Origin of the sequence: Streptomyces sp. NPDC007088, from assembly GCF_042869355.1 — a bacterium.
Lineage (GTDB): Bacteria > Actinomycetota > Actinomycetes > Streptomycetales > Streptomycetaceae > Streptomyces.
On the sequence record NZ_JBIAFO010000013.1, the window covers coordinates 55379 to 79541 of the forward strand.

General features: G+C 73.7%; 23 protein-coding genes. 14 read left to right on the forward strand and 9 right to left on the reverse strand.

The window, feature by feature from the left end:
- Positions 1-482: 482 nt before the first annotated feature.
- The gene (locus ACFYMP_RS21300; protein WP_388859794.1) at positions 483-1931 is read right to left on the reverse strand and encodes an NAD(P)H-quinone dehydrogenase; all 1449 of its coding nucleotides are present in this window, start codon (positions 1929-1931) and stop codon (positions 483-485) included.
- 175 nt (positions 1932-2106) lie between these two features.
- On the opposite strand from ACFYMP_RS21300, the gene ACFYMP_RS21305 reads away from it, so the two are divergent.
- Positions 2107-2544, forward strand: coding sequence for a gamma-glutamylcyclotransferase (locus ACFYMP_RS21305; RefSeq protein WP_363148926.1), 438 nt, complete (start codon positions 2107-2109; stop codon positions 2542-2544).
- A gap of 344 nt (positions 2545-2888) precedes the next feature.
- Here the strand turns inward: ACFYMP_RS21305 and ACFYMP_RS21310 are convergent, their stop codons facing one another.
- Both ACFYMP_RS21310 and ACFYMP_RS21315 read right to left on the reverse strand, forming a co-directional pair.
- Entirely contained in the window at positions 2889-3416 is a 528-nt protein-coding gene (locus ACFYMP_RS21310) for a GNAT family N-acetyltransferase (protein ID WP_388859798.1), read from the reverse strand.
- The gene (locus ACFYMP_RS21315) at positions 3413-4399 is read right to left on the reverse strand and encodes an XRE family transcriptional regulator (RefSeq protein WP_388859801.1); all 987 of its coding nucleotides are present in this window, start codon (positions 4397-4399) and stop codon (positions 3413-3415) included. Before ACFYMP_RS21315 ends, ACFYMP_RS21310 begins: the two co-directional genes overlap by 4 nt.
- A 22-nt stretch (positions 4400-4421) precedes the next feature.
- Between ACFYMP_RS21315 and ACFYMP_RS21320 the strand changes: the two genes are divergently transcribed.
- The 3 genes from ACFYMP_RS21320 (at position 4422) to ACFYMP_RS21330 (ending at position 7763) form a co-directional block, all read left to right on the forward strand.
- A complete protein-coding gene (locus ACFYMP_RS21320) occupies positions 4422-4862 on the forward strand; it encodes a thiopeptide-type bacteriocin biosynthesis protein (RefSeq protein WP_388859804.1) in 441 nt (146 codons plus the stop codon).
- Between the two features lie 336 nt (positions 4863-5198).
- The gene (locus ACFYMP_RS21325; protein ID WP_388859807.1) at positions 5199-6026 is read left to right on the forward strand and encodes a purine-nucleoside phosphorylase; all 828 of its coding nucleotides are present in this window, start codon (positions 5199-5201) and stop codon (positions 6024-6026) included.
- Between the two features lie 75 nt (positions 6027-6101).
- On the forward strand, positions 6102-7763 hold the full coding sequence (locus tag ACFYMP_RS21330) for a phospho-sugar mutase (RefSeq protein WP_388860145.1): 1662 nt from the start codon (positions 6102-6104) through the stop codon (positions 7761-7763).
- A gap of 155 nt (positions 7764-7918) precedes the next feature.
- Here the strand turns inward: ACFYMP_RS21330 and gdhA are convergent, their stop codons facing one another.
- Together gdhA and ACFYMP_RS21340 are read right to left on the reverse strand one after the other, a co-directional pair.
- Positions 7919-9277 carry an NADP-specific glutamate dehydrogenase gene (gene gdhA, locus ACFYMP_RS21335; RefSeq protein ID WP_388859810.1) on the reverse strand — a complete coding sequence of 453 codons (1359 nt, stop codon included), beginning with the start codon at positions 9275-9277 and terminating at the stop codon, positions 7919-7921.
- Between the two features lie 440 nt (positions 9278-9717).
- Positions 9718-10416 carry a PH domain-containing protein gene (locus tag ACFYMP_RS21340; protein ID WP_388860148.1) on the reverse strand — a complete coding sequence of 233 codons (699 nt, stop codon included), beginning with the start codon at positions 10414-10416 and terminating at the stop codon, positions 9718-9720.
- Positions 10417-10618: 202 nt separating this feature from the next.
- On the opposite strand from ACFYMP_RS21340, the gene deoC reads away from it, so the two are divergent.
- From deoC to ACFYMP_RS21355, 3 genes are read left to right on the forward strand one after another with little or no spacing between them, the layout of a single operon-like run.
- Positions 10619-11593 carry a deoxyribose-phosphate aldolase gene (gene deoC / locus ACFYMP_RS21345; RefSeq protein ID WP_388859813.1) on the forward strand — a complete coding sequence of 325 codons (975 nt, stop codon included), beginning with the start codon at positions 10619-10621 and terminating at the stop codon, positions 11591-11593.
- Between the two features lie 3 nt (positions 11594-11596).
- Positions 11597-13036 (forward strand): aldehyde dehydrogenase family protein, encoded by a 1440-nt coding sequence (locus ACFYMP_RS21350; protein ID WP_388859816.1) that lies wholly within the window; start codon positions 11597-11599, stop codon positions 13034-13036.
- Positions 13029-14000, forward strand: a complete 972-nt coding sequence (locus tag ACFYMP_RS21355; RefSeq protein WP_388859819.1) for an aldehyde dehydrogenase family protein — start codon at positions 13029-13031, stop codon at positions 13998-14000. The genes ACFYMP_RS21350 and ACFYMP_RS21355 overlap by 8 nt, the downstream gene beginning before the upstream one ends.
- 77 nt (positions 14001-14077) lie before the next feature.
- Here the strand turns inward: ACFYMP_RS21355 and ACFYMP_RS21360 are convergent, their stop codons facing one another.
- Positions 14078-14476, reverse strand: coding sequence for a hypothetical protein (locus ACFYMP_RS21360; protein WP_388859822.1), 399 nt, complete (start codon positions 14474-14476; stop codon positions 14078-14080).
- 124 nt (positions 14477-14600) lie between these two features.
- Here ACFYMP_RS21360 and ACFYMP_RS21365 point away from each other — a divergent pair, with 124 nt between their 5' ends.
- Entirely contained in the window at positions 14601-15290 is a 690-nt protein-coding gene (locus ACFYMP_RS21365; RefSeq protein ID WP_388859825.1) for a uridine kinase, read from the forward strand.
- A gap of 352 nt (positions 15291-15642) precedes the next feature.
- Here ACFYMP_RS21365 and ACFYMP_RS21370 read toward each other — a convergent pair whose 3' ends face one another.
- Positions 15643-16425 (reverse strand): SigE family RNA polymerase sigma factor, encoded by a 783-nt coding sequence (locus tag ACFYMP_RS21370; RefSeq protein WP_388859828.1) that lies wholly within the window; start codon positions 16423-16425, stop codon positions 15643-15645.
- A 211-nt stretch (positions 16426-16636) separates the two neighbouring features.
- Between ACFYMP_RS21370 and afsQ1 the strand changes: the two genes are divergently transcribed.
- The 5 genes from afsQ1 to ACFYMP_RS21395 all read left to right on the forward strand — a co-directional run bounded on the left by afsQ1 (position 16637) and on the right by ACFYMP_RS21395 (position 20902).
- Entirely contained in the window at positions 16637-17314 is a 678-nt protein-coding gene (gene afsQ1, locus ACFYMP_RS21375; protein ID WP_388859831.1) for a two-component system response regulator AfsQ1, read from the forward strand.
- A gap of 268 nt (positions 17315-17582) precedes the next feature.
- Positions 17583-19193: an ATP-binding protein gene (locus ACFYMP_RS21380; protein WP_388860151.1), complete on the forward strand. Its 1611-nt coding sequence runs from the start codon at positions 17583-17585 to the stop codon at positions 19191-19193.
- A gap of 124 nt (positions 19194-19317) precedes the next feature.
- Positions 19318-19878, forward strand: coding sequence for a hypothetical protein (locus tag ACFYMP_RS21385; RefSeq protein WP_388859834.1), 561 nt, complete (start codon positions 19318-19320; stop codon positions 19876-19878).
- 174 nt (positions 19879-20052) lie between these two features.
- On the forward strand, positions 20053-20604 hold the full coding sequence (locus ACFYMP_RS21390; protein ID WP_388859837.1) for a VanZ family protein: 552 nt from the start codon (positions 20053-20055) through the stop codon (positions 20602-20604).
- A gap of 91 nt (positions 20605-20695) precedes the next feature.
- Positions 20696-20902 carry a PspC domain-containing protein gene (locus ACFYMP_RS21395; protein WP_388859839.1) on the forward strand — a complete coding sequence of 69 codons (207 nt, stop codon included), beginning with the start codon at positions 20696-20698 and terminating at the stop codon, positions 20900-20902.
- A 62-nt stretch (positions 20903-20964) separates the two neighbouring features.
- Here the strand turns inward: ACFYMP_RS21395 and ACFYMP_RS21400 are convergent, their stop codons facing one another.
- Positions 20965-22095 carry an adenosine deaminase gene (locus ACFYMP_RS21400; RefSeq protein ID WP_388859842.1) on the reverse strand — a complete coding sequence of 377 codons (1131 nt, stop codon included), beginning with the start codon at positions 22093-22095 and terminating at the stop codon, positions 20965-20967.
- Positions 22096-22209: 114 nt separating this feature from the next.
- Between ACFYMP_RS21400 and ACFYMP_RS21405 the strand changes: the two genes are divergently transcribed.
- On the forward strand, positions 22210-22968 hold the full coding sequence (locus ACFYMP_RS21405) for an alpha/beta hydrolase (protein ID WP_388859844.1): 759 nt from the start codon (positions 22210-22212) through the stop codon (positions 22966-22968).
- 36 nt (positions 22969-23004) lie between these two features.
- Here ACFYMP_RS21405 and ACFYMP_RS21410 read toward each other — a convergent pair whose 3' ends face one another.
- Positions 23005-24123: a LysR family transcriptional regulator gene (locus ACFYMP_RS21410; protein ID WP_388859847.1), complete on the reverse strand. Its 1119-nt coding sequence runs from the start codon at positions 24121-24123 to the stop codon at positions 23005-23007.
- Between the last annotated feature and the right edge of the window lie 40 nt (positions 24124-24163).

The following is a 24163-nucleotide window of genomic DNA, read 5'->3' on the forward strand; positions in this document are numbered from 1 at the left end:
TTGACGACGTTCTGCAGCGAACACAGAACTGACAGTAACTCGGGTGACCGTCTGCTTTCACCGGTTTCCGCCGAGTTGCAGATGTTGTCCGCACTCGACCCCCCGAAGTGGTATACGGGGCGCACCGCCGTACGCCGCCCCGGGCAATTCGGACATGGACCGGGTGAACTCGCAGGTCAGCGGCGCGCCGGACGGGGCGCGCGCGCGGCCGCGCCGGGGGCGGGAATTCCGCGCCGGGGCGGTCGGGCCTGTCCTCGGCGGAACGTTCCTGACCTCCGTGCGCCGCTATACGCCCGATCCCGGCCGTCATCTGCCCGTCGTGGGACGGAAGTCGGCGCCACCTCGGGGGGTGGCGGTCCGCTGGCCGACTCTTGCCGAAGCCGGGGGCCCACATCACTCGTTCGAGGGCGCGGCGCGGTCGTTCCCCGGGCCCGCTCAGGACGACTCGCCCGGGACCGTCACGAGTCCCGGGCGAGCGGGGGTCAGAGTTCCTCGGCGACCTTGACGGTGTGCAGCTGCCGGGCGACCTCGGCGACCGAGCCGGACAGCGAGGGGTAGACGGTGAAGGCGTTCGCGATCTGCTCGACCGTCAGGTTGTTGTCGACGGCGATCGAGATGGGGTGGATCAGCTCGCTGGCGCGCGGGGCGACGACGGTGCCGCCGACCACGACACCGGTGCCCGGACGGCAGAACAGCTTGACGAAGCCGTCCCTGATGCCCTGCATCTTGGCGCGCGGGTTGCGCAGCAGCGGCAGCTTCACGACGCGGGCCTCGATCCGGCCGCTGTCGACGTCGGCCTGGCTGTAGCCGACGGTGGCGATCTCCGGGTCGGTGAAGACGTTGGAGGAGACGGCCTTGAGGTTGAGCGGGGTCACCGCGTCGCCCAGGAAGTGGTACATCGCGATGCGGCCCTGCATCGCGGCGACCGAGGCGAGCGCGAAGACGCCGGTGACGTCACCGGCCGCGTAGACGCCGGGGGCGCTGGTGCGGGAGACCCGGTCGGTCTTGATGTGCCCGGAGTCCTTGAGCTTGACCCCAGCCTCCTCCAGGCCCATGCCGGCCGTGTTGGGGATCGCGCCGACCGCCATGAGGCAGTGCGTGCCGGAGATGGTCCTGCCGTCCGCGAGGCTCACCTCGACGCGGTCGCCGACCCGCTTGACGGCCTGCGCGCGGGAGCGGGCCATGACGTTCATGCCGCGCCTGCGGAACACGTCCTCCAGGACGGCGGCGGCGTCCGGGTCCTCCCCGGGCAGCACGCGGTCGCGGGAGGAGACGAGGGTGACGCGCGAGCCGAGCGCCTGGTAGGCCCCGGCGAACTCGGCGCCGGTGACCCCGGAGCCGACCACGATCAGTTCCTCGGGCAGCTCCTCCAGGTCGTACACCTGGGTCCAGTTGAGGATGCGTTCGCCGTCGGGCCGCGCGTCGGGCAGCTCGCGCGGGTGGCCGCCGGTCGCGACGAGGACGGCATCGGCGCTCAGCCGCTCCTCGGAGCCGTCGGCGGCGGTGACGACGACGGTGCGCGAGCCGTCGTGGTCCTGCTGGCCCTCCAGCCGGCCCCGGCCGCGCAGGACGCGGGCGCCGGCCCGGGTCACGGAGGCGGTGATGTCGTGGGACTGGGCGAGCGCGAGGCGCTTGACGCGGCGGTTGACCTTGCCGAGGTCCACGCCGACGACCCGGGCCGCCTGTTCCATGGGCGGGGTGTCGTCCGCGACGATGATGCCGAGTTCCTCGTAGGAGGAGTCGAAGGTCGTCATCACCTCCGCGGTGGCGATCAGGGTCTTCGACGGCACACAGTCGGTGAGCACCGACGCACCGCCGAGGCCGTCGCAGTCCACGACGGTCACCTCCGCGCCGAGCTGGGCGCCCACGAGGGCCGCTTCGTATCCGCCGGGTCCGCCACCGATAATCACGATCCGAGTCACATACTCCATTGTCCCGCACCCTTCAAGAGCCTTCGCCCCCGGGCCCTCCGTCCGGGTGTGCTCTCGCTCACGTATGCCCCGCGGACGCCGGAGCACGGCTCCGGCCGGCGCGTGCGTCCGGGTCCGCCGCTCGCTCCCCGCGCTCCCCCCTGTTCCCGGCGCCCACTGCCGTACCCTCGTCCCCATGTCGCTCTACGCCGCGTACGCCGGCAATCTCGATGCGCGGCTGATGACGCGCCGCGCACCCCACTCGCCGCTGCGCGGCACCGGCTGGCTGAACGGCTGGCGGCTGACCTTCGGCGGTGAGCAGATGGGCTGGGAGGGCGCGCTCGCCACGATCGTGGAGGCCCCGCGTTCCCAGGTCTTCGTGACGCTGTACGACATCGCCCCGCTCGACGAGGACTCGATGGACCGCTGGGAGGGTGTCGGCCTCGACATCTACCGGCGCATGCGGGTACGGGTGCACACCCTCGACGGCGAGGAGCCCGTGTGGCTCTACGTCCTCAACGGCTACGAGGGCGGCCTGCCCTCCGCGCGCTACCTGGGCGAGATCGCCGACGCCGCCGAGTCGGCGGGCGCCCCCCACGACTACGTGATGGAACTGCGCAAGCGGCCGTGCTGAACGGAGCCGCCCGAAGCCACCGGGCGGGGGCGAGCACTCCGTACGGCAGGAGAGCGGCCCACCACCAGCGTGCGGAACCGAACGGATACGCGCCGGGCCGCACGAACAGCGCGCCGCCGGGCGGGAGCAGCCGCGAGCGCCCGTGACGAGGGGCGGAGCGCGGGCGCAGCGAGGACTCCACCGCCCGCCGCGTCGGTCCAGCGCGTGCCGACGGGGACGCCCGCCGGGGCCCGTCGAAGCGGAGGACGCCCACGGGCCCGGCCCGCCCTCCTCGCCGTCCGGGTCCAGCCCTCGCAGGGCACTCCGGGACGGCGTCGCCGGCCTCGGACGGGCAGCCGGCCGGCTCAGGCGCGCAGCCTCTTCACCATGACCGAGTAGACAGGCGAGTCGGCGAACGGCTGCTGCTCGCCGGCCCTCTCGTAACCCCACGTCTCGTACAGAGCCCGGACCTTCGGGTGAGCCACGTCGACCAGGAGCACGGCCAGGTGCTCGTCCCGCTCGTGCAGCAGGGCTTCGTGGAGACGGGCGGACATCCCTTGCTTCCGCCACTTGGGGCGCACCATGACCTCGGAGACAGCGTAGGTCGAGGTGCGGCCGTCGTCCGGCCCGAAGGGAGTGGAGCGCCACCATTCGCGGCCCGGCGCGAGCGGGGCGCCGTAGGCGAAGCCGGCCGGCTCCTCCCCGTCGAAGGCGACGACGCAGGTGAAGCCGCTCATGGCCGACCAGTGGTCGACGAACCACGGGAAGCGCTGGTTGAACTCGTCGTCCATGGCATCGGCGTAGGCATCGGCGTGCACGTCGATCAGCATCCGGCGGAAGCCTTCGGGAAGGCTTCCGTGGCGGTAGTGCCGCAGGTCGGTCACTGTGGTCACGCTCGGCTCCATTCCTCTCGCAGGTGCTCGGCCCAGTCGTGGGCGTACGTCGTGGAAGGCGCCCGCCGGAGCAGGTCGCGGTGGAAGTCCCCGATGAAGGTGCGCATACGTCCGGGCAGTACGGCGCCATCCATGATCGTGAAGACGGAGGCCGCGGTGCTCGTCGCCTGCTCCGGCTCCCCTTGCCGGAGCTGCGCGAGGGCGAGCTGGCACGTGGCCAGGGCGCGATTGCGCTGGAACTCGACGGGAATCCTCGACAGGGCCCGGTGCGCCATCGCCTCGGCCTCGGCGGACTGCCCGTTGTGGTTGAGGATGATCGCCGCGAGGTGGTTCAGCTCCGCCGGCCCGTAGAACGCGGTCCACCGCGGGCGTTCGGCCCCGCCCGCCTTCAGGAGGGTCTCCTGCGCCCGCCCCAGCTCCCTTTCCGCGGCCCGCTGGTCGCCCAGCGAGGAGTGCGCGAGGGCGAGTCGTACGCGGCCCATGGAGTCGAAGAAGGGGTCCCTGCGTGCGGCCGGGGACGCCTTGGCGGCGCGGGCCGCGGCGAGCTGCTCCGGCCAGTTCCGGCGCTGGTAGGCGAGCATCGCCATGTTGACCCACACGCGCAACCCGGTGGGTGGGTCCTGGGAGAGCCCGGCGAACGTGGCCGACTCGTGGAGGCGGCGCTGCGCGGTGTCCAGATCGCGTAAGTCGATGCAGGCCCAGGCCGCCATGGTGGAGTACTCGGCCGCGAGCGCGTAAAGGGCACGGCGTACGCGCTCGCCGGCGTTGCGCCGCTGGAGCTCCAGCACGTGGTCACGGCCCGTGAGCGCCGCGGCTGCCAGTGCCTGGTGTCCACCTTGCCGGTCGTCGGCCTCCACGAGCCTGTTCATACCCTCGGCCGCACGGGCGACGTCCGTCATGCCCACCGACCGACGCTGCTGACCGAGAGGGACGCCGGCGACGGCCGTGCCCGTGGTCGAGAGCAAGAAGTTGCGACGCCGCACGGGGTCCTCCGCAGGATGCTGCATGGAACTGGGTGCGCTGAACCCCAGGTTCCCCCACCTTCTCTGTACGACCATGATGCGCGGCGCCGGCCTTGAGTGGTACGAGACCGGAGACGTCTGGAACCGCGTCGTCACAACCGAAGGCCGTTCCACCAGCCCCAGCGTGAACTCGGCGGCCATGCGCGACCGGGCCCAGGAGATCCGCGCGCTGCTCCTGGCCGACACTCATGCCCTCTTCGGACACGACGGAGTGCTCGGGCAGGTCACAGACTGGGCGTCGGCGTTCCAGCGAGCCGGACAAGATCTCCGCCGCGCCTCCGGCCGCGGGGCACTCGGCCGTGGCCTCCGCGACGTGCTCAGCCTCCACGTGATCTTCCACTGGAACCGTCTCGGCCTCTCGCTTCGTACGCAGAGCCATCTTGCGGCGGCGGCCCGGAGCGCGGTCTTCGACCGCACCCGCTGAGCTGCGCCTCCCCGGAGTCCTGGGCCGAAGCGTGGTGCGTGCGGGCTCCCGCGGTGGCCGAACCGGTGACGTAGCGCGGCCGGACGGAGAACGAGGCTCGACGGTGTGGGTGCGCATTGTCAGCGACCGGCCCGGACCTGTCCGTGCCGTGGTCTCCTCGCCTGGCCTTCATGACCTGGACTCCGGGCCGTAGGTCACCAATCCTCGCCCCCCGCCCCCGCCCCCGCTCCCCGAACAGGCAGGTCCGGGCGCTGGGCGCCGTGCGGGTGAGACGGCAATCAGGTCGTTATCCGAGGCGTCTACGCGCGTAGGACTTGAGCGGCTACGCTCGTCCGCGTGAACGCATCTGTTATTCCGGACGACATCCAGGGCGGCCCCTTCGCGGCCGCGGAGGCCGCCGCCGCGCGGCTGCGCGAGCTGACGGGCGCCGAGTCGCACGACGTGGCCCTGGTGATGGGCTCGGGCTGGGTGCCCGCGGCCGAGGCGCTGGGGGCGGCGGACCACGAGCTGTCCTTCACCGACCTGCCCGGCTTCCCGCCGCCGGCCGTCGAGGGGCACGCGGGCCGCATCCGCTCCTACGGGAACCTCGGCGGCAGGCGCGCGCTCGTCTTCCTGGGCCGCACCCACTTCTACGAGGGCCGCGGCGTGGCCGCCGTCGCGCACAACGTGCGCACCGCGGTGGCCGCGGGCTGCAAGACCGTCGTGCTGACCAACGGCTGCGGCGGGCTGCGCCCGGGGATGCGGCCGGGTCAGCCGGTCCTCATCAGCGACCACATCAACCTCACGGCGACCTCGCCGATCGAGGGCGCGAACTTCGTCGACCTCACCGACCTGTACTCGCCGCGGCTGCGCGCGCTGTGCAAGGAGATCGACCCCGCGCTCGAAGAGGGCGTCTACGTGCAGTTCCCCGGCCCGCACTACGAGACGCCCGCCGAGATCGGCATGGTCCGCGCGATGGGCGGGGACTTGGTGGGCATGTCCACCGTGCTGGAGGCCATCGCCGCGCGCGAGGCCGGGGCGGAGGTGCTCGGCATCTCGCTGGTCACCAACCTGGCCGCCGGCCTCTCCGGGGAACCCCTCAACCATGAGGAGGTCCTCCAGGCCGGCCGGGACTCGGCGGCGCACATGGGCGAGCTGCTGGCCCGCGTCCTCAACCGCATCTGACACCCCGCGGCGCCCCGCCCCCTGCCGCACCCTCGTACCCCGTACGCACGAAAGGGCCGATCCACCGTGGTGGAACTGGACGAGAAGGACCTCCTCGAACGCGCGGGCCGCTGGCTCGCCGAGGACCCCGACCCCGACACCCGGGCCGAGCTGTCCGCGCTGATCGACAACCGTGAACTCGACGCGCTCGCCGACCGGTTCAGCGGCACGCTCCAGTTCGGCACGGCCGGGTTGCGCGGCGAACTGGGTGCGGGGCCGACGCGCATGAACCGGGCGGTGGTCCAGCGGGCCGCCGCCGGGCTCGCCGCCTTCCTGAAGGCCAGGGGCAAGGGGGACGGCCTCGTCGTCGTCGGCTACGACGCGCGCCACAAGTCGGCGGACTTCGCGCGCGACACGGCGGCCGTGCTGACGGGGGCGGGCCTGCGCGCGGCCGTACTGCCCCGCCCGCTGCCCACCCCCGTACTGGCCTTCGCGATCGGGCATCTCGGGGCGGTCGCGGGCGTCGAGGTCACCGCGAGCCACAACCCGCCGCGCGACAACGGCTACAAGGTGTACCTCGGCTTCGGCTACCCGGACCCGGCCGAGGGCGTGGGCTCGCAGATCGTGCCGCCCGCCGACGCGGAGATCGCGGCCGGCATCGAGGCCGTGGACCGCCTCGCGGACGTCCCGCGCGCCGAGTCGGGCTGGGAGGTGCTGGGCGAGGACGTCCTGCGCGCCTACCTGGAGCGCACCGACCGGGTGCTGGCCGACGGCAGCCCGCGCACCGCCCGTACCGTGCACACCGCACTGCACGGCGTGGGCACCGAGACCGTGCGGGCGGCTTTCGCGCGCGCCGGTTTCCCCGAGCCGGTCTCCGTCCCCGAACAGGCCGCGCCGGACCCGGACTTCCCGACGGTCGCCTTCCCCAACCCGGAGGAGCCGGGGGCGATGGACCTGGCCTTCGCGACGGCCCGCGCCCTCTCCCCGGCCCCCGACCTGATCATCGCCAACGACCCGGACGCGGACCGCTGCGCGGTCGCCGTACCGGACCCCTCCCGGCGCGAGGGCTGGCGGATGCTCACCGGCGACGAGGTCGGCGCGCTGCTCGCGCTGCACCTCGTACGGCGCGGCGAGCAGGGCGTGTTCGCTGAGTCCGTCGTCTCCTCGACCCTGCTGGCCGCGATCGCCCGCGCGGCGGGCCGCCCGCACGCCGAGACCCTCACCGGCTTCAAGTGGATCGCCCGGGTCCCGGGGCTGCGTTTCGGCTACGAGGAGGCGCTCGGCTACTGCGTCGACCCCGAGGGCGTACGCGACAAGGACGGCATCACAGCGGCCCTGCTGGTCACCGAGTTCGCCTCCGTCCTGAAGGAGTCCGGCCGCACTCTGGTGGACGCGCTGGAGGACCTCGCGCGCGACCACGGCACGCACGCGACGCGGCAGGTCTCCTTCCGCGTCGCCGATCTCTCCCTGATCACCGGCGCGATGGCCCGCCTGCGCGCCGAGCCCCCGGCGTCCCTGGGCGGCCTGCCCGTCCTGCGCGCCGACGACCTCGCCGAGGGCGTCGACGGCCTGCCGCCGACCGACGGCCTGCGGTACACGCTCGGCGGCGAGGGGGTGCGCGGCCGGGTGATCGTCCGGCCCTCCGGCACCGAGCCCAAGCTCAAGTGCTACCTGGAGGTGGTGGGCCCCCGAGCCGAGGCGCAGGAGGCTCTGGGACGGGTCGCGGAGCACGTGTCCGCCGTCCTGGGGCTGGAGTAGGGGCCGCCCCGCTCTACGCGGCCGGTGTCCCCGCGCCCGCCCCGGGGGCACCGGAGCGGGTACGGGGCCGTCGGCCGGGCGGAGCCCTGCGGCCGGCCCCGCACCCGCCTCGGATCAGACCCCGCGCCCGCCTCGGATGAGGCCCTGCACCAGCCTCAGATCAGGCCCTGCGCCAGCATCGCGTCGGCGACCCGCTCGAAACCGGCGATGTTCGCGCCCGTCACGTAGTCGCCCGGGGCTCCGTGGCGCTCGGCGGTCTCGTGACAGGTGGTGTGGATGTCGTTCATGATGCGGGCCAGCTCGTCCTCCACGCGGGCCGCCGTCCAGGACGTGCGCGCGTGGTTCTGGGACATCTCCAGGGCGCTCACCGCGACCCCGCCCGCGTTCGCCGCCTTGCCGGGGCCGAAGGCCACTCCGGCCTCCCGCAGCAGGTGCGCGGCCCCGGGGGTCGTCGGCATGTTCGCGCCCTCGGACACGGCCTTGACGCCGTTGCGGATGAGCGCCTCGGCGTCCCGCTCGTCCAGTTCGTTCTGGGTGGCCGAGGGCAGGGCGATGTCGGCCGGGACCTCCCAGACCCGGCCACCCGGTACGAAGCGGGCGGAGCCGCCCCGCCGTTCGGCGTACGTGCTGACCCGTCCGCGCTCGACCTCCTTGACCTGCTTCAGCAGCGCGACGTCGATCCCCTTCTCGTCGATCACGTAGCCGGAGGAGTCCGAGCAGGTGAGCGGGTTCGCCCCGAGGGCGGCCAGCTTCTCGATGGTGTGGACCGCGACGTTTCCCGAGCCCGAGACGACCGCCGTACGCCCCTCCAGGTCCTCTCCGCGCTCACGCAGCATCGCCGCCGTGAACAGCACGTTGCCGTAGCCGGTGGCCTCCGGGCGGATCAGCGAGCCGCCCCAGCCCCGGCCCTTACCGGTGAGGACACCGGCCTCCCAGCGGTTGGTGATCCGCCGGTACTGCCCGAACAGGTAGCCGATCTCCCGGCCGCCGACCCCGATGTCGCCCGCGGGGACGTCGGTGTGCTCGCCGATGTGCCGGTGCAGTTCCGTCATGAACGCCTGGCAGAACCGCATGACCTCCGCGTCGCTGCGGCCGTGCGGGTCGAAGTCGCTGCCGCCCTTGCCGCCCCCGATCCCCAGGCCGGTCAGCGCGTTCTTGAAGATCTGCTCGAACCCGAGGAACTTGACGATGCCGAGATCGACCGAGGGGTGGAAACGCAGGCCGCCCTTGTACGGGCCCAGCGCGCTGTTGAACTCCACCCGGAAGCCGCGGTTGACGTGCACCCGGCCACGGTCGTCCTGCCACGGCACCCGGAAGACGATCTGCCGCTCGGGCTCGCACAGCCGCTCGACGAGACCCGGCTCGGCGTACTCGGGACGGGCCACCAGCACGGGTGCGAGCGTCTCCAGCACCTCGTGGACGGCCTGGTGGAACTCGGGCTGGGCGGGGTTGCGGTGCTCGATCTCGGCACGCAGCGAGTCGAGTGCGGTGTTCACGTCGGGTCGCGTGGTCACGTGAGCCCTTTCTGGCACGACTCACCGGGCCGGGCCCCGGTACGGCGTCCGGGACCGGTCCGGCGATGGGCGCTCGGCGCCGTTGCCGCGCGCGGGACCCCTCAGTGTGACGTTTACGTAAACTCCGTGGCCAGTGACCCGGGGCCGACGCCTCAGCATGTGAGACCAGCCCCCCGGCGGGACGAGGAGCAAGGCCCGATACGTCCTGGTTGTCCCGTTACGCACGGGGAGAGCGCTCACGCCACCCGGGGGCGCCCTCCCGGCGCACTCGTCACCGCCGTATACGAACCATGGCGGCGCGCGCCCCACGACCGGGCGCGGGCCACGGCCTTACACGCGTCACGGCCTTACACGCGTCACGGCCTTACACGCGTCACGGCCGCGTGCCGCACCCACAGGCGTCCGCGACCACGGCCCGTCAGGGCGCCACCGGGATCGCCTCAGGTCAGCAGCAGGACGAGCAGCAGGACGGCGCCCGCGACGGCCGGGGCGATGACCGGCCAGGCCCACTGCACCCGGACCTCGCCGGCCCCGGCGGTCCCGGCCGCCTCCGCCCCCGCGGAGCACAGGTCCCGCAGCTCCTCCATCGCGCTGTCCCCGGCGGCCTTCGGCACGACCTCGTGCGCGGCCGTGGCGGTGTGCCTGAAGCCCGGCCGCCCGGCGCCGCCGGGCGCTCCCGCCTCGCGCTTGGCCTGCTGCCGGGCGGCTCGCTTGCGCCCCCGCAGGGACACCGGGACCGCCCACAGCTGGTACTTCGTGCCGCTCTCGGCGACGACCTCGTTGGAGTACCCGGACCGCAGCGAGACGACGCTCCGCCACGGGAGCGCGATCGAGCGGAACGGGTTGCGCACCCGCAGCCGCTCGGAGTTCGCGTAGACGGCGGGCCGCAGCGTGAAGGCCACGATCAGCGGCACCGCGCACAGCAGCGCGGCGAGGGCGAGCCACGGGGTGCGGCCCGCGCCCCGCACGATCGCGTCGCCCCCCAGCCAGGCGCACAGCGCGAGCAGCAGCACCCCGGAGGCGAGCCCGGCGGGCGAACGGTAGATCCGGTCGGGCACGGCCGGCTCCTGCGCGGAGGGCCCCGGGGCGGCGGATTCCGACGGCGCGGAGGGCTCCGGCGCGGAAGCCTCCGACGGCACCGAGGGCTCCGGCGCCGAAGGGTCCGGCGCGGAAGGCTCCGGCGGCGCGGGCCGCGCCGGCTCGGCGGGCTCCCGCGGGGCGGAGGAGTCGTCCGGGTCAGGGGTCGTCATACGTCCGATTCTGCCTGACGCGTGCGTTCCGCCCCGACCGGCCGCCCCCTGTACATACCGCTACGCGCGTAGATATGCTCGGGTGGTGAGCATGCCCACCACTTCCCCCGCGCCCCGAGGCGCAGGAGGCCCGTCCTACGCCGAAGTGACCGCGTCGAACGCCTCGTTGCGCCGTTTCCTGCACGGCCTGCCCGGCGTCGACCCGGTCGGCCTCGAAGCGCGCGCCTCCGCCCTCGGTACCCGTTCGATCAAGACCACCGCCAAGGCGTTCGCGCTGGACCTGGCGATCTCCATGATCGACCTGACGACCCTGGAGGGGTCCGACACGGTCGGCAAGGTCCGTTCGCTGGCCGGCAAGGCGCTCCACCCCGACCCCACGGACCGTACGGCGCCGAGGGTCGCCGCCCTGTGCGTGTACCCGGACATGGTCGCGACCGCGAAGGCCGCCGTGGCCGGCAGCGCGGTGCGGGTGGCCTCCGTGGCCACGGCCTTCCCCGCCGGGCGCGCGCCGCTCGCGGTGAAGCTCGCCGACACCGAGGGCGCGATCGAGGCCGGGGCCGACGAGATCGACATGGTCATCGACCGGGGCGCGTTCCTGGCCGGGAACTACGCGAAGGTGTACGAGGAGATCCTCGCCGTCCGCGAGGCGTGCGGCACCCGGGCCCGGCTGAAGGTCATCTTCGAGACCGGCGAGCTGTCGACGTACGACAACATCCGGCGCGCCTCGTGGCTCGGGATGCTGGGCGGCGCGGACTTCATCAAGACCTCGACGGGCAAGGTCGGGGTCAACGCGACCCCCGCCAACACCCTGCTGATGCTGGAGGCCGTGCGCGACTTCCGGCGCGAGAGCGGGGAGCAGGTCGGGGTGAAGCCGGCCGGCGGCATCAGGACCGCGAAGGACGCGGTCAAGTTCCTCGTGCTGGTCAACGAGACGGCGGGCGAGGACTGGCTGTCGAACGACTGGTTCCGCTTCGGCGCCTCCAGCCTGTTGAACGATCTGCTCATGCAGCGGCAGAAGCTGGCCACCGGCCGCTACTCCGGCCCCGATTACGTGACGGTGGACTGACCCATGGCATCTTCGATCTTCGAGTACGCGCCGGCCCCGGAGTCGCGCGCGGTGGTCGACCTCGCGCCCTCCTACGGCCTGTTCGTGGACGGCGAGTTCACCGAGGCCGCCTCGGGCAAGGTCTTCAAGACGGTGTCCCCGGCCACGGAGGAGGTGCTCTCCGAGGTCGCGCGGGCCGGCGAGGAGGACGTGGAGCGGGCCGTGCGGGCCGCGCGCCGCGCCTTCGCCGGCTGGTCGGCGCTGCCCGGCTCCGAGCGGGCCAAGTACCTGTTCCGCATCGCCCGGATCATCCAGGAGCGCGCGCGCGAGCTGGCCGTCCTGGAGACGCTGGACAACGGGAAGCCGGTCAAGGAGACCCGGGACGTGGACCTGCCGCTGGTCGCGGCGCACTTCTTCTACTACGCGGGCTGGGCCGACAAGCTGGAGCACGCCGGTTTCGGCCCGGCGCCGAGGCCGCTGGGCGTGGCCGGTCAGGTCATCCCGTGGAACTTCCCGCTGCTGATGCTGGCGTGGAAGATCGCCCCGGCGCTCGCGACCGGCAACACGGTGGTCCTCAAGCCCGCCGAGACGACCCCGCTCTCGGCACTGTTCTTCGCGGACATCTGCCGTCAGGCGGGGCTGCCGAAGGGCGTCGTCAACATCCTGCCCGGCTTCGGGGACGCGGGCGCGGCCCTGGTCGCGCACGAGGGCGTGGACAAGGTGGCGTTCACCGGTTCGACGGCGGTGGGCAAGGAGATCGCCCGCACGGTGGCCGGTACCCGCAAGCGGGTGACGCTGGAGCTGGGCGGCAAGGGCGCCAACATCGTCTTCGACGACGCGCCGGTCGACCAGGCCGTCGAGGGCATCGTGAGCGGCATCTTCTTCAACCAGGGCCAGGTGTGCTGCGCGGGTTCGCGGCTGCTGGTCCAGGAGTCGGTGCGCGACGAGGTGCTGGACGCGCTCAAGCGGCGCCTGTCGACGCTGCGGCTGGGCGATCCGCTCGACAAGAACACCGACATCGGCGCGATCAACTCGGCCGAGCAGCTGGAGCGCGTCACGCGCCTGGCCGACCAGGGCGAGGCGGAGGGCGCCGAGCGCTGGTCCGCCCCGTGCGAGCTGCCGTCCACCGGCTACTGGTTCGCGCCGACCGTGTTCACCGGCGTCACCCAGGCGCACACGGTGGCCCGGGAGGAGATCTTCGGCCCGGTGCTGTCGGTGCTGACCTTCCGCACCCCGGCCGAGGCGGTCGCCAAGGCCAACAACACGCCGTACGGCCTGTCGGCGGGCATCTGGACCGAGAAGGGCTCCCGGATGCTCGCGGTGGCCCAGCAGCTGCGGGCCGGGGTCGTGTGGGCCAACACGTTCAACAAGTTCGACCCCACCTCCCCGTTCGGCGGATACAAGGAGTCGGGTCACGGCCGCGAGGGCGGCCGGCACGGCCTGGAGGCGTACCTCGATGTCTGACAAGACCGCCAAGTCCGCGAAGTCCCCGAAGTCGCAGGACGGGCCCCGGAAGTCCCCCGACCGGAGTGAGCCGGGCCCGCTGCGGCTCGGTGTCCTCAAGACCTACAAGCTGTACGTCGGGGGCAAGTTCCCCCGCAGTGAGAGCGGCCGGGTGTACGAGGTGACCGACACGGACGGCGGGTGGCTCGCCAACGCCCCGCAGGGCTCCCGCAAGGACGCCAGGGACGCGGTCGTCGCGGCCCGCAAGGCCTTCGGCGGCTGGTCGGGCGCGACCGCGTACAACAGGGGCCAGGTCCTGTACCGGGTCGCGGAGATGCTGGAGGGCCGGCGCGAGCAGTTCGTGTCCGAGGTCGCCGCGGCCGAGGGCCTCCCGGCGGCTCAGGCGGCGGCGCGGGTGGACGCCGCCGTGGACCGCTGGGTCTGGTACGCGGGCTGGACCGACAAGATCGCGCAGATCGCGGGCGCGGCCAACCCGGTCGCGGGCCCGTTCTTCAACGTGTCCTCGCCCGAGCCGACCGGTGTCGTCGCGGTGCTGGCCCCGCAGGACTCCTCCTTCCTCGGTCTCGTCTCCGTCCTCGCGCCGGTGCTCGCGACGGGCTGCACGGCGGTCGTCGTGGCGAGCGAGGAGCGCCCGCTGCCCGCCCTGTCGCTCGGCGAGGTCCTCGCGACCTCCGATGTGCCGGGCGGGGTGGTGAACCTCCTGACCGGGCGTACGGCGGAGATCGCGCCGTCCCTCGCCGCGCACGGCGACGTCAACGCGATCGACCTGACGGGTGCCGGACCCGGGCTGGCGCGCGAGCTGGAGATCGCCGCGGCCGACAACCTCAAGCGGGTGCTGCGCCCCGCGCCGCACCCCGAGGACTGGACGGCCGCCCCCGGTACGCACCGCCTGACCGCGCTCCTGGAGACGAAGACGGTGTGGCACCCGACGGGCGCCCTGGGCGTCTCCGGCTCCTCGTACTGAGCCGGGTACGGCGGACGGCCCGGCTCCTCCCCCCGACCCGGGGTGGAGCCGGGCCGTCCGGCTGTCCGGGGCCGGGCTCAGCCGGTGAGCGCCCTCGTGACGGGGCCGAGCAGCGGCAGCTCGGACAGCGAGGCCCCGTCGGTGATCGGCTTGGTGACGAGGGCCGTGGAGACCGGCTTGAAGTCGGCGACCTGGGTGCCGACCGCGTTGTCCAGCGGGTCGCTGCCGGTGCCCGCGAGCGGGTCGAGCTGGAGGTTGGTCGCGCCGCCGAGCCCGTGCTTGACGGCGCTGCGCAGGCCCTGCGTGGCCCCGCCCAGCGCCTCGCCGCCGCCCACCACGTCCCCGAGCGGGAGCGGTGCGGCCTGGGCGGCGGAGGCCGCCGAGGCACCCGCCGTGAGCGCCGCGCCGACGGCGGCCAGGGTGAGGCCCGTGCGCAGCAGCGCGCGGGAGGGGCGGGGGGATGCGTGTCGTGCCATGAGAGCCACCTGACCGGTTGAGTGGTAATCGTTCGGGCACGCAGCGTAGTTGAGGTGTCGGTCGGGTACCAAAGCGTCCCCCGGCGGGTCGGGCCGGCCCCGGGATGACGCACACTGTTCTCTCGTGAGTTCCCATCCACCGATCCCCACCCGGGTCGTTCTGCTGGCCGGCCCCTCCGGTTCGGGCAAGTCGTCCCTGGCCGCCGTGTCGGGTCTGCCCGTGCTGGCTCTCGACGACTTCTACAAGGAGGCGGGAGACCCCTCGCTGCCCCTGGTGGCCGGGGAGGGCCCGCACCGGGACATCGACTGGGACTCCCCGCGCTCCTGGGACCGCGAGGCGGCCCTCACCGCGATCCAGGAGCTGTGCCGCGAGGGCCGCGCCCAGGTCCCGCTGTACTCGATCGCGACCAGTTCCCGCACCGGCGAGGAGACGATGGTCGTCGACCGGACGACGCCGTTGTTCATCGCCGAGGGCATCTTCGCCGCCGACATCGTGGACCGCTGCCGGGAGCTGGGCGTCCTGGCCGACGCGCTGTGCCTGCGCGGCCGCCCCAGCACGACCTTCCGCCGCAGGCTCGTACGGGATCTGCGGGAGGGCCGTAAGTCGGTGCCGTTCCTGCTGCGGCGCGGCTGGCGGCTGATGCGCTCGGAGCGGGCCATCGTGCAGCGGCAGACCGCGCTGGGCGCGCACCCCTGCGGCCGCGAGGAGGCCCTCGGCCGGCTCGCCGCGGCCGCCGCGGGCCGCTGCGCCCCGGTCGCCGCCCGCCCCGCCCGTACCCCCGCTCCCGCGCCCCGCACGAAGGCGGCGCGCTGAAAGACGGCCACCGGACGGCCCCGCGACCGGCCTGAACGCACCCGTCACCGGCCTGAACGCACCCGTGCGTGCCGCTCGCCGTGGCGCGCGGTGCTCAAGGACTCAAGGACTCCCCCTCGTGCCCTGACGGGCACACAGCGCAGCGGGACCGGACGGACCCCCCGGCCCTCCGGTCCCGCTGCTGGTGGCCACCCCCATGGCCGCCGTGCTCACCCCCGTGCCTTCCCCCCGGGGCGCACCACCCGTTTCCCCCGTGTCCCCCGTGTCCCCCCGGGTGGTGATCCCCTTCTTTCCTTCTGAGCGGTCCCGCCGGGTTCCCCCGAACCCGTGCGGCGGTTCCGCCCCCCGTTCCTCAGGCCACCAGCTCGCCGAAGGACTCCTCCTCGTCACGGCCGAAGCTCAGCGCCTGGTCGTCGCGCAGCCTGCGCAGCGACCGCCAGATGCTGGACTTCACCGTGCCGACACTGATGTCGAGTATGTCCGCGATCTCCGGATCGGTGCGGCCCTCGTAGTAGCGCAGGACCAGCATCGTGCGCTGGAGTTCGGGCAGCCGCGCGAGCGCCTGCCACAGGACGGCGCGCAGTTCGGTGCCGCGCATCGCGTCCGTGTCGCCGGCCGTCTCGGGCAGTTCCCCGGTCGGGTACTCGTTGAGCTTGCGCCGCCGCCAGGCGCTGATGTGCAGGTTGGTCATGGTGCGGCGCAGGTAGCCGCCGACGGCGGCCTTGTCGCTGATCCTGCCCCAGGCCCGGTAGGTCGAGAACAGGGCGCTCTGCAGCAGGTCCTCGGCCTCGAAGCGGTCCCCGGTGAGGTGGTAGGCGGTCGCGTACAGGGAGGCCCTGCGCTCCTGGACGTAGGCGGTGAACTCCGCCTCCGCCGAGAGCGCGCTCTCCCCCGGGTCCCCCGTGGACCCCCCGTGCGCGACCGCCGTGTTCCCCCCGCGTCCCCCTTCGGGAACCGTATGCGCGTCAACGACCGTCATGAGTGACGTGTGCTGACGCCCGGTGCCGCGAGCACGGCCCCGCCCTCCCCCAAGGGCTGAGCCGCTCGCCGGGGCACCGGACTTCTCGCTCCGTACGACGATGTCGTGGAGACGCGTGACCACCGCGCCAGTAGTGGTGCTGTGCAGAGTGTCCATCTCGCGCCCCCCTCGTGGAGTCCGTCGTCGTTCCGTGTGGCAAAAGCCTGCCGGAGCCACTTCATAGAGGTGTCCGCCGACTGTCACAGAGCTGTCACAGCGGCCCCTTCCGGCCTGTCGGTGCGTGCGCCCGCGCCGGGCTGTGCGAAGGGTTCGCGCAGGTCAAGGACCGGAGGTCGAAGTCTCCGGGGTATTGGGACAGAATGACGCCGTGCCTTCCCTGTTGCTGATCGAGGACGACGACGCCATCCGGACGGCCCTGGAGCTGTCGCTGACCCGCCAGGGACACCGGGTGGCCACCGCTGCCACCGGAGAGGACGGTCTGACGAAGCTGCGCGAGGAGCGGCCGGATCTGATCGTTCTCGACGTGATGCTGCCCGGGATCGACGGCTTCGAGGTGTGCCGGCGCATCCGCCGCACCGATCAGCTTCCGATCATCCTGCTGACCGCGCGCAGCGACGACATCGACGTCGTGGTGGGCCTGGAGTCCGGGGCCGACGACTACGTCGTCAAACCGGTGCAGGGCCGGGTGCTGGACGCGCGCATCAGGGCCGTACTGCGGCGCGGGGAGCGGGAGTCGAACGACGCGGCCGTCTTCGGCAGCCTGGTGATCGACCGGGCCGCGATGACGGTGACCAAGGACGGCGAGGACCTCCAGCTCACCCCGACGGAACTGCGGCTGCTGCTGGAGCTGAGCCGGCGCCCCGGGCAGGCGCTGTCGCGGCAGCAGTTGCTGCGGCTGGTGTGGGAGCACGACTACCTCGGCGACTCGCGCCTCGTGGACGCGTGCGTCCAGCGTCTGCGCGCCAAGGTCGAGGACGTCCCGTCCTCGCCCACGCTGATCCGTACGGTGCGGGGTGTGGGCTACCGGCTGGACGCTCCCGCGTGAGCGCCGCGCGGGGGACGCGCGGCGAGGGGTGAGAGGTATCGGCACGGCGGCACGGGACGGGGCGTAGGACAGCACGGTGGACGAGGGCACGGGGACCGGGGGTGACGCGCGGCGCGGCGCCGCGGCGCACGGCGACGACGCGCACCACGGCGGTACGGACGACAGGACCGCGGACGGCGCGGCCGCGGACGGCGGCGGCCCGGCCGCGCGGGGCGGGGACGGGCGGTCCGGGCGGCCCTCCCGGGTGCGGCGGCTGCTGAGCCGGGGGGTGCGTCTCACGAGTCTGCGGCTGCGCCTGGTGCTGGTGTTCGGGCTGGTCGCGCTGACCGCCGCGGTCTCCGCCTCCGGTATCGCGTACTGGCTCAACCGGGAGGCCGTCCTCACCCGCGCCCAGGACAACGCGCTCGGCGACTTCAGGGAGCAGATGGGCAGCCGCGACCGCACGCTGCCGCTGCGCCCGACCGAGGAGGAACTGCGGCGCTCCGCCTACGAGATGTCCCGTTCCAGTCAGCACTACGACGTCGTCCTCACGGCGCGGGGGCCCGGCGACCGGACGGTCATGGGCTACTCCGACCCGGACGCGTTCACCCTGCGGGACGTGCCGCCCTCGCTGCTGGAGGCGGTCAACCGGAAGCAGAAGGTGACCTCGGCGAACAAGGCCGAGTTCCACATGTTCTGGCAGCGGGTCGAGGAGCAGGGCACCCCCTATCTGGTGGGCGGGGTCAAGGTGGTGGGCGGCGGTCCCACCGGCTACCTGCGCAAGTCGCTCCAGCCGGAGGCCGACGACCTGCGTTCGCTGGCCTGGTCGCTGGGGATCGCGACGGGGCTCGCGCTGATCGGTTCCGCGCTGCTCGCGCAGGCGGCGGCGACCACCGTGCTGAAGCCGGTGCACCGGCTCGGGGTCGCGGCGCGGCGACTGGGCGAGGGCAAGCTGAGCACCCGGCTCCAGGTCTCGGGCACCGACGAACTCGCCGAACTGTCGCGGACGTTCAACCGTGCGGCGGCCTCGCTGGAGAAGCGGGTCGCGGACATGAGCGCGCGCGAGGAGTCGAGCCGCCGCTTCGTCGCCGACATGTCGCACGAGCTGCGCACCCCGCTCACCGCGATCACGGCGGTCAGCGAGGTGCTGGAGGAGGAGGCGGACAGCCTCGACCCGATGATCGAGCCGGCGGTCCGGCTGGTGGTGAGCGAGACGCGGCGGCTGAACAGCCTCGTGGAGAACTTGATGGAGGTGACCCGCTTCGACGCGGGCACCGCCCGGCTGGTCCTCGACGACGTGGACATCGCCGACCAGATCACCGCGTGCATCGACGCGCGGGCCTGGCTGGACGCCGTCGACCTCGACGCGGAGCGCGGCATCATGGCGCGACTCGACCCGCGCCGGCTCGACGTGATCCTCGCCAACCTCATCGGCAACGCCCTCAAGCACGGCGGGTCCCCGGTGCGGGTCTCGGTACGGGTGGAGGGCGAGGAGCTGGTGATCCGGGTCAGGGACCACGGCCCCGGCATCCCGGAGGAGGTGCTGCCGCACGTCTTCGACCGCTTCTACAAGGCGAGCGCCTCGCGGCCGCGTTCGGACGGCAGTGGCCTGGGTCTGTCCATCGCCATGGAGAACGCCCGTATCCACGGCGGCCGGATCACCGCGCGCAACGTCCCCGAGGGCGGCGCGGTGTTCACCCTGCGCCTGCCGCGCGACGGGCGCACGGCCGAGGAGGAGGACGGCGGGGACGGCGGCGACGGCGGCGACGGGCGGTCCGGGAACGGCGGCACGGAGCGCAAGGGCCGTCCGGCACGCGGCGGGGGCGCGCGTGCGGGGGACGGGAAGGGCGACGAGGACAACGAGGGCGGGAGTGGGAGCAAGGGTGCGCGCGGGCGTTGAGGGAGGCGGCGGGGCGGGGCCGCTGCGCGCGGGCGGCGCGCGGACGGGCGCCCGGCGGGTGGTGGCACGGACACCGCGGGCGCCGGTGTGCCGCTCCGCCCGGTCCCGGCGGACCGTGCGCGGTGTGGTGGCGGCGCTGGCGGGGGTCGTCGTGCTCGGCGCGTGCGGTATCCGGCCGACGGAGGTGCCCACCGACTTCGGGGCGGCCCCCAGCCGGCTGCCCTGCACCCTGGACGACGACGGTCCGGTGCCGCCCGCCAGTGGTGAACTGCCGGTCCGGGTCTATCTGGTGTGCGGACCGCAGCTGGTCGAGGTGGACCGTACGGTGCGCGCGGTGGCGGACCTGGACACCACGGGCGGACGCGTGCGGCTCGCGCAGCGCCTGCTCGGCGAACTGCTCGCCCGCCCCGGTACGGCGGAGCGGGCGGCGGGTTTCGTGAGCGGTGTGCGCGACGGTACGACGGTGTCGGGCCCCCGCGCGGGCGATCCGGCGGGCACGCTGCGGCTGAGCGTGCCGCCGGACGACCTCGGCGACTTCGGCCTCGCGCAGGTGGTGTGCACCTTCGCGCGCAGCGCCGCGGCCACCACGGACGGCGAGATCACGCTCGGCGGTCCGGCCACGGCGACGCACACGTACCGCTGCACTCCGGCCCTGAGGAAGAATCCGTCGGCCCAGCTGTCCTGAGCTTCCGGGCGGGGCGTGGCGGTCCGGTCCTCCGGGGCGGGGCGCGCGGTCCGGTCCTCCGGGGCGGGGCGTGGCGGTCCCGGCCGGGGCGGGGTGACCACCGCCACAGCCGCGGGCGGCCCCGGGCGGCGCGCGCCCGGAACCGTTGCCCCCGGGGGCCGCGTCTTGAGATCCGTGCAGCGTCAGAGCAACGACGGCGGCGGTCGCCCCGTCCGTTACCGGGCGACGGGAGCCGTTCTCCTCGTCGTCCATCTCCTGTTCGTCGGCTGGTTCTCGCTGCGGTCCCTGGACGTGCCGTGGGTGAGCGCGGCCAATCTCACGCCCTTCGCCGGTATCAGGGCCGACCTGTCGCTGAGCGCTCCGCAGGCGGCCCGCCGGATCGGGGCGGGCCTGGGGCTGCTGGCCCCGCTGGGGGTGCTGCTGCCGCTCGCGGACGGGCGGCTGCACGTGTCGCGGCTGGGCTCCCTGGTGCGTACGACGACGGCGGGGGCGCTGTTCGCCCTGGCCCTGGAGCTGCTCCAGACCGGGGTGCCGGGGCAGGTCGTGGACGTCGACTCGGTGCTGCTCTCGGCGACCGGGGTGGCGCTCGCGCACGTCCTGGTCGTCCCGGCGGCGCGGGCGCGGCTGCGGCGCCGCCGGGAGCGGGTCCGTTCCGCGCTCCCGCGCCCGGAGGAGTCCGCTCAGGGGCCGACCCCGACGATTCCCAGGGTTGGTATGGCCCCCTAGGGGGATGCTTGTGCTGGTTCGCGCTCGTAGCGTGGAGCGTGTAGGAGGCCCCGCGAGGGGGCCTGTCCCCACGGTTCGCGAAGGAGCCCTCATGACCGCCCTGGCCCGCCCCACGAACGGACGGATGATCGGCGGGGTGTGCGCGGCGCTGGCCCGGCGCTTCGGTACCTCGGCGTCCACGATGCGCGTCGTCTTCGTCGTGTCCTGCCTGCTCCCCGGCCCGCAGTTCCTGCTCTACCTGGCCCTGTGGATTCTGCTGCCGCGCGAGAGGTCCGCGCGCGGCAACCCGGCCTGGTGACCCCCGGCGGCCCGGACCGGCCCCCCGCGAGGGGGCGCGGCCCGGCCGCCGGACGGCCCCGCTCAGGCGCCCTGGAACAACCACTCCGCCTTCAGCTCGGCGTACCGCGGCTTGATCACCTCGTTGATCATGGCGAGCCGCTGGTCGAACGGGAGGAAGGCGGACTTCATCCCGTTGACGGTGAACCACTGGAGGTCGTCGAGGGTGTAGTCGAAGACGTCCACGAGATGGGCGAACTCGCGGCTCATCGAGGTGCCGGACATGAGGCGGTTGTCGGTGTTGACGGTGCAGCGGAACTTGAGCCGGCTCAGCAGCCCGATGGGGTGCTCGGCGTAGGAGTCGGCGGCGCCCGTCTGGAGGTTGGAGGTCGGGCACAGCTCCAGCGGTACGCGCTTGTCGCGGACGTAGGAGGCGAGCCGCCCCAGGCGCACGGTGCCGTCCTCGGCGACCTCGATGTCGTCGATGATGCGCACGCCGTGGCCGAGCCGGTCGGCCCCGCACCACTGGAGCGCCTCCCAGATGGAGGGCAGCCCGAACGCCTCACCGGCGTGGATCGTGAAGTGGTTGTTCTCCCGCTTCAGGTACTCGAACGCCTCCAGGTGCCGGGTGGGAGGGAATCCGGCCTCGGCGCCCGCGATGTCGAAGCCGACGACGCCGAGATCCCGGTGGCGGTTGGCGAGTTCGGCGATCTCCAGGGAGCGGGCGGCGTGCCGCATGGCGGTCAGCAGCGCGCCGACCCTGATCCGCCGGCCCTCGGCGGCGGCGCGGCGCTCGCCTTCCCGGAAGCCCTCGTTGACGGCGGCGACGACCTCTTCGAGGCTCAGTCCGCCCTCCAGGTGCTGCTCGGGCGCGTACCGCACCTCGGCGTAGACGACGCCGTCGGCGGCCAGGTCCTCGGCGCACTCGGCGGCCACCCGGAACAGGGCCTCGCGGGACTGCATGACGGCGCAGGTGTGCGCGAAGGTCTCCAGGTAGCGCTCCAGCGATCCGGAGTCGGCGGCCTCGCGGAACCAGAGGCCGAGCTTCTCCGGGTCGGTCTCGGGCAGCCCGGTGTAGCCGGAGGCGGCGGCGAGTTCGACCACGGTGGCGGGGCGCAGGCCGCCGTCGAGGTGGTCGTGCAGCAGGACCTTCGGCGCGCGGCGGATCTGTTCGGGCGTGGGGAGCGCGCGGGAGGCGCGGGTGGGGCTCGTCATGGCCCGATGCTAGCTCCTACGCGCGTAGACAGCGCCTTCCGTGCCCGGGGCCGATATGTAACGGTGACCCGGCGGACGGGTGGCGTATCCGCGTCCTTCTGTCAGGGTGCAGACATGGCACAGCAAGCGACGCCGGTACGTGAGGCCCGGCTCGGGCGGATGGTCGGGGCCCGGCCCGGCTCGGTGAACGCGGTCGTCCTCCTGCTGCCCGGCGGCGAGGAGACCTCGGTGCGCCGGCCCGCGGGGCGGGCGACGGGTACGGCGCGGGCGCTGGCCCGCGCGATGGCACGGCACAGCCGTACGGAGGGCCTGGCCACGTACGTCGTGCGCTACCGCAGACGGGGGTGGAACGGGGCGGAGGCCGATCTCGCGCGGGACGCCTCGTGGGCGGCGGACGAGAGCGTGCGGCTGCACGGCGACGTACCGGTGTGCCTGGCGGGCACCGGGATGGGCGCGCGGGCGGCGCTGCGGGCGGGCGGGCACGAGGCCGTCAACACGGTGCTCGCGCTGGCCCCCTGGCTGCCGCCGGACGGTCCGGCCGAGCCCCCCGAACCGGTGAAACAGCTCGCGGGCCGCCGGGTCCTGATCGTGCACGGTACGGAGGACCGGAACACCGACCCCGAGTTGTCGTTCCGGCTCGCGGAGCGCGCGAAGAAGGCGAACCGGGACGTGTGCCGGTTCGAGGTGCACACGGACGGGCACCGGCTGCACCGCTACCGCTCCGAAGTGCTCGCGCTCTCCACGGACTTCGCCCTCGGCTCGCTGCGCGGCCGGCCCTTCTCCCGGCCGGTCGAGGACGCCCTCGCGGCGCCGCCGCCGATCGGTCTGCGGATGCCGCTGGCCTCGGGCTTCGGGCGCACGCTGATCCGCTGATCCGCCCGCCCGGGGCCGCCAAGTCGGTTCGTACGCTCATCCGTTGTCGGAGTCGTGGCCGTGCGCGGGGTCGGGCAGGAGGTGGCCCCGGCGGGAGAGCAGGAAGCGTTTGAAGGCGGCGACGGGCGGGCTGTCGTGGTGCCCTTCGAGCCAGGCGAGGCCGATCTCGCGGACGGCGCGCGGGCTGGTGACGGCGAGTTCGGCGACGCCCGGCCTCGGCACGGCGGGCGGCGGCAGGAGCGCGACTCCGAGTCCGGCGGCGACGAGTCCGCGCAGGGTCTCGGCCTCCTCGCCCTCGAAGGCGACTCTGGGCCGGAACCCGGCCTCGGCGCACAGCGCGTCGGTGATGCGGCGCAGCCCGTAGCCCGCTTCGAGGGTCACGAAGGTCTCCTCGGCGGCCTCGGCGAGCCGGACCCGGCGGCGGGCGGCGAGCCGGTGGTTTTCGGGGACGACGAGGCGCAGCCGTTGTTCGTCGAGGCGGCGGGCGACGAGGTCGGGCGCCTCGGGCACCGGCGAGGTCAGGCACAGGTCGAGTTCACCGGCCCGCAGCCGCTCCAGCATGGCCTCGCCGTAGGTCTGCACGAGGGTGAAGCGGACGCGGGGGTGCTCGGCGCGGAAGGCGCGGAGCAGGCCGGGCACGGTCTCGGAACCGAGGGTGTGCAGGAAGCCGAAGGCGACCTTCCCGGTGGCCGGGTCGGCGTCGGCGCGGACCTCCTCGGCGGCGCGTTCGACCTCGCCGAGGGCGCGTTCGACGCTCACGAGGAAGGTGCGGCCGGCCGGGGTCAGGGACAGGGTGCGGCCGCGCCGGGCGAACAGCGGCACCCCGAGGTCGTCCTCCAGCCGCGCGAGCGCGCGCGACAAGGTGGACTGCGGTACCCGCATGGCGTGCGCGGCCCGCGTGACGTGCTCGGTGCGGGCGACCCCGGCGAAGGCGGCGAGACGCGGCGCGAGCACGGCGGGCCAGGACCCGGGGTCGAGGGCGGCGACGGGGCGGGCCACGGGGGCGGGCGGGGTGGCGGGGGCGGTCCCCGCCGGCGGGACCGGGCCGGGCGCCGCACCAGGGGCCGGGCCCGCGCCCGCGCCCGCGCTCCGCGAGGGGTTCCCCGCGCCACGGGTCCGCTGCCCGGACCCCTCCGAACCGCGCTCATGCTCCATGGGATCGATTATCGCGTTTGGATGCGCTGGAGGCATGAGC

Bases quoted from the DNA above. Each gene is read 5' to 3' on its own strand.
- ACFYMP_RS21350 (WP_388859816.1), top strand. From the start codon at position 11,597: ATGGCATCTTCGATCTTCGAGTACGCGCCGGCCCCGGAGTCGCGCGCG.
- ACFYMP_RS21405 (WP_388859844.1), top strand. From the start codon at position 22,210: ATGGCACAGCAAGCGACGCCGGTACGTGAGGCCCGGCTCGGGCGGATG.
- ACFYMP_RS21395 (WP_388859839.1), top strand. From the start codon at position 20,696: ATGACCGCCCTGGCCCGCCCCACGAACGGACGGATGATCGGCGGGGTG.
- ACFYMP_RS21305 (WP_363148926.1), top strand. From the start codon at position 2,107: ATGTCGCTCTACGCCGCGTACGCCGGCAATCTCGATGCGCGGCTGATG.
- ACFYMP_RS21300 (WP_388859794.1), bottom strand. From the start codon at position 1,931: ATGGAGTATGTGACTCGGATCGTGATTATCGGTGGCGGACCCGGCGGA.
- ACFYMP_RS21410 (WP_388859847.1), bottom strand. From the start codon at position 24,123: ATGGAGCATGAGCGCGGTTCGGAGGGGTCCGGGCAGCGGACCCGTGGC.
- ACFYMP_RS21370 (WP_388859828.1), bottom strand. From the start codon at position 16,425: ATGGACACTCTGCACAGCACCACTACTGGCGCGGTGGTCACGCGTCTC.
- ACFYMP_RS21400 (WP_388859842.1), bottom strand. From the start codon at position 22,095: ATGACGAGCCCCACCCGCGCCTCCCGCGCGCTCCCCACGCCCGAACAG.
- ACFYMP_RS21360 (WP_388859822.1), bottom strand. From the start codon at position 14,476: ATGGCACGACACGCATCCCCCCGCCCCTCCCGCGCGCTGCTGCGCACG.
- deoC (WP_388859813.1), top strand. From the start codon at position 10,619: ATGCCCACCACTTCCCCCGCGCCCCGAGGCGCAGGAGGCCCGTCCTAC.
- ACFYMP_RS21355 (WP_388859819.1), top strand. From the start codon at position 13,029: ATGTCTGACAAGACCGCCAAGTCCGCGAAGTCCCCGAAGTCGCAGGAC.
- ACFYMP_RS21320 (WP_388859804.1), top strand. From the start codon at position 4,422: ATGGAACTGGGTGCGCTGAACCCCAGGTTCCCCCACCTTCTCTGTACG.